13 protein-coding genes are annotated in these 13,043 nt (G+C 70.2%); 9 read left to right on the top strand and 4 right to left on the bottom strand.

Annotated features, from left to right (window positions below; all coding sequences use genetic code 11):
- Positions 1-16: 16 nt before the first annotated feature.
- The gene (locus ACZ5CR_RS15210) at positions 17-598 is read right to left on the bottom strand and encodes a TetR/AcrR family transcriptional regulator (RefSeq protein ID WP_468857533.1); all 582 of its coding nucleotides are present in this window, start codon (positions 596-598) and stop codon (positions 17-19) included.
- A gap of 259 nt (positions 599-857) precedes the next feature.
- On the opposite strand from ACZ5CR_RS15210, the gene ACZ5CR_RS15215 reads away from it, so the two are divergent.
- Together ACZ5CR_RS15215 and ACZ5CR_RS15220 are read left to right on the top strand one after the other, a co-directional pair.
- A complete protein-coding gene (locus ACZ5CR_RS15215) occupies positions 858-2,006 on the top strand; it encodes an agmatine deiminase family protein (RefSeq protein ID WP_468857800.1) in 1,149 nt (382 codons plus the stop codon).
- A gap of 172 nt (positions 2,007-2,178) precedes the next feature.
- A complete protein-coding gene (locus ACZ5CR_RS15220; protein ID WP_468857535.1) occupies positions 2,179-3,705 on the top strand; it encodes a carotenoid oxygenase family protein in 1,527 nt (508 codons plus the stop codon).
- A 222-nt stretch (positions 3,706-3,927) separates the two neighbouring features.
- On the opposite strand, the gene ACZ5CR_RS15225 is transcribed toward ACZ5CR_RS15220, so the two are convergent.
- Positions 3,928-5,001, bottom strand: a complete 1,074-nt coding sequence (locus tag ACZ5CR_RS15225) for a S1 family peptidase (RefSeq protein ID WP_468857536.1) — start codon at positions 4,999-5,001, stop codon at positions 3,928-3,930.
- A 168-nt stretch (positions 5,002-5,169) separates the two neighbouring features.
- Complete coding sequence (locus ACZ5CR_RS15230; RefSeq protein ID WP_468857537.1) at positions 5,170-6,162, bottom strand: helix-turn-helix transcriptional regulator; 993 nt, start codon at positions 6,160-6,162, stop codon at positions 5,170-5,172.
- 62 nt (positions 6,163-6,224) lie between these two features.
- Here ACZ5CR_RS15230 and ACZ5CR_RS15235 point away from each other — a divergent pair, with 62 nt between their 5' ends.
- From ACZ5CR_RS15235 to ACZ5CR_RS15245, 3 genes are all read left to right on the top strand, one after another.
- A complete protein-coding gene (locus ACZ5CR_RS15235) occupies positions 6,225-6,857 on the top strand; it encodes a DinB family protein (protein WP_468857539.1) in 633 nt (210 codons plus the stop codon).
- A complete protein-coding gene (locus tag ACZ5CR_RS15240; RefSeq protein WP_468857541.1) occupies positions 6,854-7,315 on the top strand; it encodes a VOC family protein in 462 nt (153 codons plus the stop codon). The genes ACZ5CR_RS15235 and ACZ5CR_RS15240 overlap by 4 nt, the downstream gene beginning before the upstream one ends.
- 125 nt (positions 7,316-7,440) lie before the next feature.
- Complete coding sequence (locus tag ACZ5CR_RS15245; protein ID WP_468857542.1) at positions 7,441-7,632, top strand: CsbD family protein; 192 nt, start codon at positions 7,441-7,443, stop codon at positions 7,630-7,632.
- Positions 7,633-7,733: 101 nt separating this feature from the next.
- Here ACZ5CR_RS15245 and ACZ5CR_RS15250 read toward each other — a convergent pair whose 3' ends face one another.
- Positions 7,734-8,510, bottom strand: a complete 777-nt coding sequence (locus ACZ5CR_RS15250) for a uracil-DNA glycosylase (RefSeq protein ID WP_468857543.1) — start codon at positions 8,508-8,510, stop codon at positions 7,734-7,736.
- 189 nt (positions 8,511-8,699) lie between these two features.
- Between ACZ5CR_RS15250 and ACZ5CR_RS15255 the strand changes: the two genes are divergently transcribed.
- The 4 genes from ACZ5CR_RS15255 to ACZ5CR_RS15270 all read left to right on the top strand — a co-directional run bounded on the left by ACZ5CR_RS15255 (position 8,700) and on the right by ACZ5CR_RS15270 (position 13,039).
- A complete protein-coding gene (locus ACZ5CR_RS15255) occupies positions 8,700-10,241 on the top strand; it encodes a carboxylesterase/lipase family protein (RefSeq protein WP_468857545.1) in 1,542 nt (513 codons plus the stop codon).
- A 135-nt stretch (positions 10,242-10,376) separates the two neighbouring features.
- Positions 10,377-10,445, top strand: a complete 69-nt coding sequence (locus ACZ5CR_RS15260; RefSeq protein ID WP_389916339.1) for a putative leader peptide — start codon at positions 10,377-10,379, stop codon at positions 10,443-10,445.
- Positions 10,446-10,636: 191 nt separating this feature from the next.
- The gene (gene sfnG / locus ACZ5CR_RS15265) at positions 10,637-11,767 is read left to right on the top strand and encodes a dimethylsulfone monooxygenase SfnG (RefSeq protein WP_468857546.1); all 1,131 of its coding nucleotides are present in this window, start codon (positions 10,637-10,639) and stop codon (positions 11,765-11,767) included.
- A gap of 54 nt (positions 11,768-11,821) precedes the next feature.
- A complete protein-coding gene (locus ACZ5CR_RS15270) occupies positions 11,822-13,039 on the top strand; it encodes an acyl-CoA dehydrogenase family protein (protein WP_468857547.1) in 1,218 nt (405 codons plus the stop codon).
- Positions 13,040-13,043 lie beyond the last annotated feature (4 nt).

Here is a 13,043-nt window from a genome sequence, read left to right on the forward strand (position 1 = left end):
AGGTCTCCGGTAGGCCCTACATTCCCTGCAGCAGTGCCAGCTCGGCGTCGATGGCGCCGCGCAGCAAGTCACGCGCGTGCTCGATCCGCAGGCCGCCGCTGAGCCAGCGCGTGCTGAGCCCTTCGAGCAGCGCGGTGAGTCGCTCGCCCGACGCGGCCAGGGCAGGCGGCGGGGCCGTGGGCCGCACCTGGCCGAGGAGGGCCGCCACCTCCTGCACCCATACCAGGGTTGCCCTGGCGAGGTCGTCCCGCAGCACCTCGTCGAAGACGGCACTCGCCCGGAGCTCGCCCCAGGCGGAGCTGTTCTCCCTGACCATCGGGGTGTCCTGAAGTTCCAGGAGGAGGGTCTCCTCCAACTCCTCACGCGGGGCGAGCGGTCCGGCGTCCGACGCCTGGCCGGCGGTGTAGCGCTCGGCTCGGTCGTTGATGAACTCGAGCGTCTGACGCAGGATCCCGGTGCGGTCCTTGAAGTGGTAGTAGATCAGCCCGGTCGAGACACCCGCCTCGGCGGCGAGCTCTTCGACGCGCAGGCCACGGACGCCGCGACGGGCGATGAGCCGTGCGGCTGCTTCGAGGATCTGAGTAGTGCGAGGCGCCATGAATCCGAACCCTATCGGGCCCTTCCCCGCCCGGTGATCTCGGGCGACCCGCAGAAATCGGCGCTGGAAGGGGTTCTCTTTGACTCCTCTTCGACTCCTCTTCGGCTCCTCTTTGACTGAATTTTCAGTCCGTGTCAGAGTCGAGGTATCGAGCGGCTCCGTCCGCGCCGCGCTCGTCGAGCGTCCCGCCGTGCCGATGGGTAGCTTGATCCCCATCACGATGATCGGAGTCACCGTGTCCCTCTCCTCCGTCTTCCCGATGCGCCCCTCCCGTCGCTCGGCCCTCCGCGCGCTCGCCGGAATCGGCACCGCGGTACTCGGAGCCTCGGCGTGCGGGACCGGCGACGAGCAGGCGCGGGCCGCGAACACCGCGGGCGACCGGGACACGGTGGCCCAGGGACTGCGCATGGGCGCCGAGTGGGAGAGCCACGCGCGCACCTTCATGTCGTGGCCCGCTCTCGAGTCGGTGTGGGAGGAGGTCCTCCCCTACGTACGCGAGGACATCGCCCGCGTCGCCCGCGCCATCGCGGAGTACGAGGACGTCGTGATGATGGCGAGGCCCGACCAGCGGGCCGCCGCCCAGAAGGCCTGTGGGCGCGACGTCGAGGTCATCCCGCTGGCCGTCGACGACCTGTGGGCCCGCGACACCGTGCCGGTGTTCGTGGAGCAGGACGGCGACGTCGTCGGTGTCGACTTCAACTTCAACGGGTGGGGCGACAAGCAGGAGCACACGCACGACGCCCGGGTGGGCCGCACCCTCCTCCCGAAGTACGACATCCCCCGCAGGAAGGCGCCCCTGATCGCCGAGGGCGGGTCCTTCGAGACCGACGGCGAGGGCACGCTCCTCATCACCGAGAGCTCGATCGTCAACGACAACCGCAACCGCGGTAAGAGCCGCGACCAGATCGAGGCCGAGCTCAAGCGGACCCTGGGCATCAAGAAGGTGATCTGGCTGGCGGGCGTACGCGGTCAGGACATCACCGACGCGCACGTGGACAGCCTGGTTCGCTTCACCGCGCCCGGTGTGGTGCTCCTGGACCAGGCCTTCCCCGGTCTGCCCGCCGACTCCTGGTCGCGCGCGGCCGACCAGGCGAAGGCGGTGCTCAGCAAGGCGACCGACGCCAGGGGCCGGTCCTTCGAGATCGTCGATCTGCCGCAGCCGGACCCGGACAGGATCACCGGCGAGGGCGACGACTTCGTATCGGCGTACGCCAATTTCTACGTCGCCAACGACTCCGTGTTCATGCCCAGGTTCGGGGACCGGAAGGCCGACAACCGCGCCCGGAGCATCCTGCGGGAGCACTTCCCCGAGCGCGACGTCGTGCCGGTCCGGATCGACACCATCGCCTCCGGTGGCGGCGGCATCCACTGCTCCACGCACGACGAGCCCGGCAAGCCGGTCGACTGAACCCGGCCCGCGCGAACGACACCGGCGTCACCGGGGGTGGCATCAGCACCACCCCAGGGCCGGGCCCCAGACCTCCTGACCCGCGGCTTCCGTCGGCGCAGGCTTGTCCCCGTCACCGACGAACAGTCCGGCGGTCCACCGCCGGACACCGAAGGCGAACGGGGAAGACAGGATGACCAGTCATACGCGACGGAGGATTCTCCAAGGTGCGGCGCTCGCGGCGGCGGGCAGCGTGGTCGGGACCTACGGGCTCGGACAGGACGCTCCGGCAGCGCGGGCAGCGACCCGAACCCGAACGGCAACACGGACGGCGGCGGGCGGCGGTGCGAAGTCGCTCCCGTTCCTGGAGGGCGCTTTCGCACCGGTCACCGAGGAGTTGACCGCGTTCGACCTGAAGGTGACCGGCCGCGTGCCGCGCGACCTCGACGGCCGTTTCCTGCGCACGGGACCGAACGCGCTGGGCCTCGAGGACCCGCGGGCACACCACTGGATGCTGGGCGACGGCATGGTGCACGGGGTACGGCTGCGCGGTGGACGCGCCGAGTGGTACCGCAACCGCTGGGTGCGTTCCTCGCAGGTGGCGAAGAAGCTGGGCGAGACGTATCCCGGCCAGGCACCGCCGGACGACTTCGCGTGCAACACGCACGTGATCCCGTACAAGGGGCGGATCCTGGCGCTCCAGGAGAGCGGGCCGCTGCCGTACGAGCTGGACGGCGAACTCGACACCGTGCGCCCGTACGACTTCCGCTCCACGCTGCGGGGTGCGTTCACCGCGCACACCAAGTACGACGCCGCAGCGGACGAGTTGCACGCGGTGGCGTACTACGCGACCTGGGACCACGTGCGGCACATCATGATCGACGGGACCGGGCGGGTCGCCCGGTCCCACAAGATCCCGGTGACGGACGCGCCGATGATGCACGACTTCGCCCTCACGCAGAAGTACGTGGTGATCGTGGACGTCCCGATCACGATCGACGCGGCGGCCGCCGAGGCCGGTGCGCAGGTGCCGTACACCTGGAACGAGCACCACCCGATGCGCGTGGGGGTCATGCCGCGAGCAGGCGGCGCCACCCGCTGGTTCGAGATCGACCCGGTCTTCTACTCGCACACGCTCAACGCCTACGACCAGGGCGACACGGTGGTGATGGAGTACACCAGCATGCCCGCCCCCTTCTACGCGGCAGGCCGGGGCAACGGCGGCCCCTCCACGAACGGCGCGCCGACACTCGACCGCTGGACGATCGACCTGCGCGCCGGCCGGATCCGCAGCACCCGCATCGACGATCTGCCGCAGGAATTCCCCCGCGTCAACGAATCCCTGATCTCCCGTCGGCACCGCTTCGGGTACGCGGCGAGCGCGGCCGAGATGTGGCGCGCGTACGAGACGATCGACGGGGTTTTGCCGGACGACAAGTTCACCAACTGCCTTGTCAAGCACGACATGTTGCGCGACAGCAAGCAGGTGGTCCGCTTCCCGAAGGGCGCGGCGGCGAGCGAGCCGGTGTTCGTGCCGCGCCGGGGCGCGCGGGACGAGGACGACGGCTACATCCTCTCCTACGTGCACGACCCCGACCGCGGCGCGACCGACCTGGTGATCCTCGCGGCACAGGACTTCACCGGCCACCCGCTGGCCCGCGTCCACCTGCCGGGGCGGGTGCCGCTCGGCTTCCACGGAAGCTGGGTGGGGGACGTGTAGCCACGGATCGGGAGCGTCTCCGGCTCTGATCCAGACGTTCTGGACTCACCGGGTGGCGAACGGCCTTCTCCGGCTTGCTCACTTCCGCACCACCACCACGGTCCGCAGCCCGATCGAACCGGCCTTTGATCGTCACGCATGGAGGCCGCTCCCTCACTCCGGAGCAGGCGATGTGCCGCGCCGGCCTCGGCCGCCGCCGGACGGACGAGGCCGGCGCGAACCTCAGTTGCCGCCCGCTCCGATCTCGGCGCCGACCGCCGCGAGCGCGGTGGTCACGGGCTGGAAGAACGTCTCACCGCCCGCGGTGCAGTCGCCGCTGCCGCCCGAGGTGAGGCCGATCGCGCTCCCGTCGCCGGTGAACAGTGAGCCTCCGCTGTCTCCCGGTTCGGCACAGACATCGGTCTGGATGAGCCCGGTGACGGTCCCTTCGGCGTAGTTCACCGTGGCGTCGAGTCCGGTGACGACACCGTCCTGGAGCCCGGTGGTGCTGCCCATGCGGGACACCTCGAGCCCGACCGACGCTTCGGCGGCCCGCGCGATCTCCACGGTCTGGCCGTCGCCCGTGTTCACCGCGCTCGGGGCGTCGGCGGCCGGGTCGTCGTACGTGACGAGCGCGAAGTCGCCGTCCCCGGGGAACGTCGCGTCCTGGACGGTGCCGATGGCCGCGCCGCCCTGGGTATCCGACCAACTCTCGGCGGCCACCCCGCAGTGGCCCGCGGTGAGGAATCCTGGACTCCCGTCCTCGGTCGTCACGTTGAAGCCGAGCGAGCAGCGTGCGCCGCCTCCGAAGATGGCGTCGCCCCCTGCGGCGAAGGGCTTGAACTCTCCCGCGGACTTCTGGACGCGGGCCATTCCCGGGCCGAGCGAATCGACGGTCGCCTCGAGCTTGTCCCAACGCCGACCGGTGACCGTGCGGTCGGCCGTGACCACGACCTGATTGGTCCTGGGGTCCGTGGCCCACGCGGTCCCGGCCATGGTGGCCCGACTCGCCAACGTCCGCGCGGCGGCGCCGAGTTCACCACTGCTGTTGTCGACGCTGCGCGCCACCGCTCCCGCTCTCTGCACCTGGGCGTTCACCGCGTTGTCGTCGCCCACGACGTTGACGACGAGCTGCTGCTTGTCCTCGTCGTAGAACGCGCCGCCGTAGGCGTCGCCGAGCTGCGAGGCCAACGGCTCGACCAGCTTCGTCGCCGATGCCGCGCTGATCCTCTTGGCGGCGGGCCCTGAAGCGTCCTCGGTCCCGGACTGCGAGGCGTTGGCCTGCTGCAGCAGGACGGCCGTAGCGACCATGCCCATCGCCGCAGCCCCTGCAAGAACGGCCTTTCGCCTGGGTATTCGCTTGTGCCTCAACTCGTCGCCTCCAGTGCGGATGCCGAATTCGACCGCCGACCGAAGCCGGGGCATGTCCGCCTCTAGATACGGGTGAGACGAGAGTTGTGTTCAACCGCACGACTGAGGTTGTGTTCAACTGCGCGGCTGTGGTGGCGCGTTCGTCGCTCCGGCCGACAGCAGTCGCTGTGCCAGTTCGCGACAGCGCTCCCCCAGCTCCGGAGGGTCGAGCACCTCGAAGTCGTGCCCCAGCAGCAGCATGTGCAGCAGCACGCCGTCGAGGCGTTCGCCGCCGCTGAGCACCTCGCAGCGCTCGCTCCCCCGCGGTCGCACGACGGCAGCCGCCGCCGGAATCTGCGCGCGCACCGTCTCGGCCGGCGCGTGCACGAGGAAGCGCGCCTGGTGCGAGTAGACCCGGCTCGCCACACCCTCCTGTACGTACGCCGCCGCGTCGGGCGCGTCGCGCGGGCGAAAGCGCCAGGTCCGTGCGGAGGTGTCGGTCATCCGGTCGACGCGGAAGGTGCGCCAGTCGTCGCGATCGAGGTCGTAGGCGAAGAGGTACCAGCGCCGGTCGGATGCGACCAGGCGGTAGGGCTCGACCCGCCGCCGTCGCACCTCGCCTCCTGACGGGTAGTCGAATCCGGCCTCGACCTCGTCGCGGCAGGCTCTGGCCAGTGTCATGAGCGCCTCGGGGTCGACGGGCGTACGGCCGCCGCCGAAGAACTCCACCGAGCCTGAGAGAGCACGCACCTCGTGCCGCAGCCGGGTGGGCAGCACCTGGTCGAGCTTGGTCAGCGCCTGGAGAGCGGCGTCGCCCGCACCGGCGACCGCGCCACGCGCACCGGCGAGCAGCGAGACCGCGGTGGCGATCGCCTCCTGATCGTCGAGCAGCAGCGGCGGCAGCTCCTGCCCCGCACCGAGTCGGTAACCGCCGCCGACGCCCTGTCCCGCGTGCACCGGATAGCCGAGCGTGCGCAGCCGCTCGACATCCCGCCGTACGGTGCGGGGCGTGACCCCGAGCCGCTCGCCGAGCTCGGGTCCTGTCCAGACCTGACGCTGCTGCAGCAGCCCGAGCAGGGTGAGCACTCGCTCCGTCGTGCCCCGTTCGTCCTTGCGTGCCCCGTTCATGTCGCACACCCTGCCAGAGATAGCGGACCGATCCTGTCCGCCTGGGGTGTCACGGTGGCTCCATGAACGCAGACGAACTCGACTGGAACCGAACCCTGTGCGAGCAGTGGGAGGTCCATTGGAACCACCAGCTCCGAGACCGGCTCGCCGGCCTCACCGACGACGAGTACTTCTGGTCGCCCGTGCCGGACTCCTGGAGCGTGCGGCCGCGCGGCAGCTCGACGGCGCCCGTGCAGGCAGGCGCCGGGGATTTCGCCATCGACTTCGCTTTCCCGCAGCCGGTCCCCGCGGCCTTCACCACGATCGCCTGGCGACTCGGTCACGTCATCGTCGGTGTGCTCGCCACCCGCAACGCCACGCACTTCGGCGCTCCGGAGGCGTCGTACGAGAGCTGGGAGTACGCAGGCAGCGCGGCCACCGCACTCGACCAGCTCGACGCTCAGCTCGATCTCTGGCTGACAGGGGTACGCGGTCTCGGCGACGCCGGGCTCCGGGTCCCGCTCGGTGAGAAGGAGCCCTTCCCCGAGGCGTCCATGGCCGATCTGGTGCTGCACATCCACCGCGAGCTGATCCACCATCTTTCCGAGGTCTGCTTGCTGCGCGACCTCTACCTGCACACGAATCCCGCGAACCCCCAGAACCCCCAGAACCCCGAGGACCCCGAGAACCCCGCTAGGAACGGAGCAACCCGATGAGCCGCACCATCCAGATCACCTTCGACGCCCATGACCCGCGTGCGCTGTCGACCTTCTGGCGCGACGCTCTGCACTACGTCATCCCCGGCCCGCCCGGTGTCGAGCTGCCGGAGGGCGCCGACGCGCTTGCGGCGTGGGACGACTTCCTCGCGCGCGTCGGCGTACCGGAGGACCAGCGCAACTCGAGATCGGCCGTCGAGGACCCGGCCGGGCACGGCCCGCGCGTGCTCTTCCAACAGGTGCCGGAGGACAAGGTCGCCAAGAACCGCGTCCACCTCGACGTCCGCGCGGCTCCCGGGCTGCGGGGCGAGGAGCGGATGGCGGCCCTGGAGGCCGAGTGCGACCGGCTCGTCGCGCTGGGAGCGAAGCGGGTACGCCGCGACGAGCCCGCGCCCCCGATGAGTTCCGGCTACATCGTGATGACCGACCCCGAGGGCAACGAGTTCTGCCTGGACTGACCTGGCCCCGCCGTGACCGTGCGTGACGACTGGACGGGCGGGGTCCGCACCGGCGGCCTACGTTGAATACAGAGGCCCACACCAGGTGAGAGACCGGTGGGCGCTGTAACGACAAAGGAGTTGTCATGGCTGACAAGGGCGGCATGGACAAGATGAAGGGCAAGGCCAAGGAAATGGGCGGCAAGGTCATGGGTGACCGTGACAAGCAGGCCGAGGGCAAGGGCGACCAGGCCAAGGGCGAGGTCAAGAAGGCCATGGGCGACATGCGCGACCGCGCCGAGGTCGCGCGGGAGAACCTCAAGCGCCGCGACAGCTGACGAACTCCGCCGCAAGCTCCCGCACATTCGTGTGCGGGGGCTTCGGTCGTCCTGACGCGGAGGCTTCGGTCGTTCTGACGCGGGTGGCGTGTGCCTGCCGGTTACCGCTGCCCGTCGGGCGGTGCGTGCGGCGATGCGTAGGGTGGAATGCCCGCCTCGCCCGCCGCATCGCGCAGGACGTCCTTGAGCATGTCCGGGGTTAGCCGACCCGTGAACGTATTGCGCTGGCTCACGTGGAAGCAGCCGTACAGGGTGACCGGACCCGGCCCCGGCCCCGGCCCCGCATCGGAGTGCCCGGAGCCATCCGCACGCTCCAGTGTCACCCGCGTGCCGTGCGCGAACCGGGGCCGTGGCTTCGGTACGCGCCACCCCGCCGCCGTGAACGCCGGCAACGCCGCCTGCCATCCGAACGCCCCCAGAATCACCGCCGACCGAAGACGCGGCCCCAGCAGCTCCAGCTCCCGCACGAGCCACGGCCTGCACATGTCCCGCTCACCCGGGGTCGGCTTGTTCTCGGGCGGGGCGCAGTGCACCGGCGACGTCACCCGCACCCCGCGCAACGTCAGGCCGTCGTCCATGGACTCCGCCAGCGGTCTCGACGCGAGGCCCAGCTCGTACATCGCCTTGTACAGGACGTCTCCGGAACGGTCGCCCGTGAACATCCGGCCCGTCCGGTTCCCTCCGTGCGCCGCGGGCGCGAGCCCGATGGCGAGCATCGAGGCATCCGCCGGTCCGAACCCGGGTACCGGCCGGGCCCAGTACGTCCAGTCCATGTAGGCGGCCCGTTTGACCCGCCCGACTTCCTCCCGCCAGGCGACGAGCCGGGGGCACGCGGAACACCCCGAGATACGCGCGTCCAGCTCGGACAACGGATTCATGCAGGCCACACTAGATCGTGTCGATGCCTGTCGTACCCATCCGTAAATGGCTGGCGCGGCATACCGATACGGCGAGATGCTCCCACGTGTCCGGGTCCGTGTGTCCGGGTCCATGTGTGCGGGTCGGTGTGTCCGGGGCCGCGCGAAGCTCGGTGATCGCGTTCCCGTCCGACCGGAGAGGGAGTTGTGATGACCGTTGGCGCGTCGGAGCCGTCCCGGGCCGAACCCACTGTCCGCCTGGCGGCCGGAGCACTGCGCGGCACGCGGGAGACAGGGATGGCGGTCTTCCGTGGCATCCCGTTCGCCGAGCCGCCGATCGGCCCTTTGCGTTTCGCGGCGCCGCGGCCGGTACGGAAGTGGGACGGGGTGCGGGCGGCGGAGTCGTACGGACCGCCGCCCCCTCAGGGCGGTCACTTCGGCATGGACGCCCTGGCTCGGGATGTGGAGGGCGACGCGTGGCTGACGGTCAACGTCTGGTCGCCCGATCCTGGGCCGGGCGCAGGCCTTCCGGTGATGGTGTGGATCCAAGGCGGCGCCTACACGATCGGCATGTCCGGGCTCCCCGAGTACGACGGCGGCCGTCTCGCGCGCGAGGGCGGCGTCCTCGTGGTGACGTTCAACTACCGTGTGGGGCTTGAGGGTTTCGGGCAGTTCGAGGGGGCTCCCGCCAACCGGGGGCTGCTCGACCAGGTGGCCGCTCTGGAGTGGGTGCGTGACAACATCCGGGCCTTCGGCGGCGACCCCGACCGCGTCACGGTCTTCGGTCAGTCGGCGGGGGCCGGATCGGTCGCCGCGCTCCTTGCGATGCCGCGCGCGGCAGGGCTGTTCGGCCGGGCCGTCGCACAGAGTATGCAGGGCACTTTCTTCTCTCCGGAGCTCGCCGCCGACATAGCCACCGCCTGTGCCGCCGAGCTGGGGCTCAGGCCCACGGTGGCGGACCTGTCCACGGTCGATCCGGCCCTGCTGTCCGCAGCCGGTGACGCGGTGGGCGCCAAGATGGGGCAGTGGGCCCAGCGGTGGGGTCATGTGGCGCACAGGTCGATCGTGTTCTCGCCGGTCGTCGAGGGTGATGCGCTGCCGGTCGCTCCCTGGCAGGCGCTGGCTGACGGCGCAGGCCGCGGCATCGAGCTCCTCGTCGGCCATACCCGCGACGAAACACGGCTGCTCACCGCGCTGGACGGCCTGCTCGGCCAGGTGACACAGGAGCAGGCGACGACCGCGTTGGACGTCTTCGGCCCCGGGCAGGACGGCGCACGCCGCTACCGCGACGGTTTTCCGGACGCGGGCCCGGACAAGCTGTATGAACTGGCCCTCTCCGACTGCCTGTTCCGCATGCCGAGCCTCCATCTCGCCGAGGCCCAGACCTCCGCGGGTGGCCGCGCGTACGTCTATGAGCTGACCTGGCCCGCCCCTGGGATGGACGGTGTCCTGGGTGCCTGCCACGGCCTCGACGTACCCCTGGTCTTCGGCAACCTGGACCGCGGCCAGCCCGCCGCGCTGATCGGCGAGGGCCCGCCCCCGGAGGCGGAGGCGCTGTCCGCCCGTATGCGCGCCGCGTGGACGGCGTTCGCCACGACCGGCGATCCCGGCTGGCCCGCGTACGACGCCGGGCAGCGCCTCGTGCAGCTCTTCGACACGCGACCGGCTGTCACCACGTACCCGGAAGAGCCCTCCCGCCTCATCTGGCAGAACCACGACTTCCCTGTCCTGCCGCTGATCGGGGGCCAGTGAAAGGGAAGCCCTATCAGGCCCTCGTCAATGCCGAATCGACCAGGGGCGGTGTCACTCGCTAACGTGTGACGGACCGGCATCTCCCCATCGTCCGATGTGCGGTATCCGGCCTTGTCCAGCGAGGAGTTGATCGATATGCGCAGGCTCACCCGACGCCGCCACATCGACCTCGGACGTCTCGCCGGCGCTTTCTGTCGCCGCTGACCTCCGGCCTCCGCTCGGCCCTTCCTTGCACTGATTCGCCGAAGGCGCGTCCGTGCTTCCACACGTCTGCGCGTCCGCGCGTCCGCGGGCTCTTCCGCCGTGCGTGATCGACGCCAAGTGATGTACATCCTCTGATCAGCGGGTCCCGCCGCACGCCCCGGCATGCCCGAAACATCCCCAGGAGCCCCCCTATGTCATCCGTGCCGCCATCCGCCCCTGCCTCGACCCCCGTCGCCACCGAACCCGCGCGCTTCGCGTACTGGGTGCCCAACGTCAGCGGTGGCCTCGTCACCAGCAAGATCGAGCAGCGCACCGACTGGGGCTACGAGTACAACCGCGAGCTGGCCGTCCTCGCCGAGAACAACGGCTTCGACTACGCCCTGAGCCAGGTGCGCTACATGGCCAGCTACGGCGCCGAGTTCCAGCACGAGTCGACCAGCTTCAGCCTCGCCCTGCTGCTCGCCACCGAGCGCCTGAAGGTGATCGCCGCCGTCCATCCGGGCCTGTGGCACCCGGGGGTGCTCGCCAAGCTCGGCGCGACCGCCGACCATCTGTCGGGCGGGCGGTTCGCCGTCAACGTGGTCAGCGGCTGGTTCAAGGACGAGTTCACCGCGCTCGGCGAGCCCTGGCTCGAGCACGACGAGCGCTACCGCCGCTCCGAGGAGTTCATCCGGGCGCTGCGCGACATCTGGACCGAGGACCACGCCGAACTGGCCGGTGACTTCTACCGGATCCGCGACTTCTCCCTCAAGCCCAAGCCCCTCAACACCCCCGAGCGCCCGCATCCGGAGATCTTCCAGGGCGGCAACTCCACCGCGGCCCGCGCCATGGCGGGCCGCGTGTCCGACTGGTACTTCTCCAACGGCAAGGATTTCGACGGCGTCACCGAGCAGATCCAGGACGTACGTTCCTCGGCCGCGGCCGCCGGACGCACCGCGCCCCGCTTCGGCCTCAACGGCTTCCTCATCGCCCGTGACACCGAGGCCGAGGCCCGCGAGACGCTCCGCGAGATCGTCGCCAAGGCCGATTCCGACGCGGTGGAGGGCTTCGGCGCCGCCGTGAAGCAGGCAGGACGGTCCGCCGCCGACGGCAAGGGCATGTGGCAGGACTCCTCCTTCGAGGACCTCGTCCAGTACAACGACGGCTTCCGTACGGGTCTCATCGGCACCCCGGAACAGATCGCGGAACGCATCGTCGCCTACAAGCGCCTCGGCGTGGACCTCTTCCTCCTGGGGTTCCTGCACTACCTGGAGGAGGTCGAGTACTTCGGCAAGAAGGTGCTCCCGATCGTCCGTGAACTCGAGGCCTCCGCCGCCCACTGACCCACCCTTCCCTCCAACTCCCGTGGATCTGAACTCCCCTGGAAAGGAAGCAACATGAGCACCGTCGCACCCGCCGACTGGAAGACCCTCCCCGCGCCCAAGGACTCCCGGGCCTGGATCGACCGCGCCTCCGAGGTCGCGGCCGTCCTGGCCACCGACGCCGTCGCGCGCGACAAGGCGGGCGAAACCCCTTACGCCGAGGTCCAGTTGCTCAAGGACGCCGGTCTGGTCACCCTGCTCGGCCCTGCCGAGCACGGCGGAGCCGGTCAGGACTGGCCGACGGCCTACCACGTCGTGCGCGAGGTCGCCAAGGCCGACGGCTCGATCGGTCAGCTCCTCGGCTACCACTATCTGTGGAACTGGGCCGCACGCCTGGTCGGCACCCGCGAGCAGTGGGAGCACGTCGAGGCCACGGCCGCCCGTGAACGGTGGTTCTTCGGCGGCGCGGTCAACCCGCGTGACCGGGACGTCGTGGTCACGGAGGACGGCGACGACCTCGTCTTCACCGGCCGCAAGAGCTTCTCCACCGGCAGCAAGGTCTCGGACGTCACCGTGCTCGAAGGCGTTCTGGACGGCACGGACAAGCACGTGTTCGCCATCGTGCCGTCCGACAGCGAGGGTCTGACCTTCCACGACGACTGGGACAACATCGGCCAGCGGCTCACCGAGAGCGGCGGCGTGACGATCGACGGCGTACGCACACCGTGGGCGTCGGCCGCCGGATACGTCGACAAGGAGTTCACGCCGCGCGTCTACAACACGCTCAACGTCCCCACCATTCAGCTGGTCTTCGTCAACTTCTACCTCGGCATCGCCGCCGGTGCCCTGGAGACCGCCGCTTCCTACACCACGGCCAAGTCCCGTCCCTGGCTGCACGGTGGCCACGACACGGCGGTCGACGAGCCGTACGTCATCGACATCTACGGCGATCTCACCGCCAAGCTGTGGGCCGTCGAGGCACTTGCCGACGCCGTCGCCCTGGAGGGCCAGGTACTGCACGACGAGCCGGACGCGGTCACCGAGCAGTCCCGTGGGGCGTTCGAGGTGCGGGTCGCGGCGGTGAAGGCGCGGGCCACGGAGGTCGCCCTGGAGATCACCAACCAGGTCTTCGAGGTCACCGGCGCCCGCGCCACCGCGTCCGCCGAAGGACTCGACCGGTTCTGGCGCAACGTACGCACCCACACCCTCCACGACCCCGTCGCCTACAAGCGGCGCGAGGTCGGCCGTCATGTCCTGACCGGTGAACTCCCGGAGCCCACTTGGTATTCGTGACCCT

This window comes from Streptomyces sp. NPDC031274 (assembly GCF_055570235.1).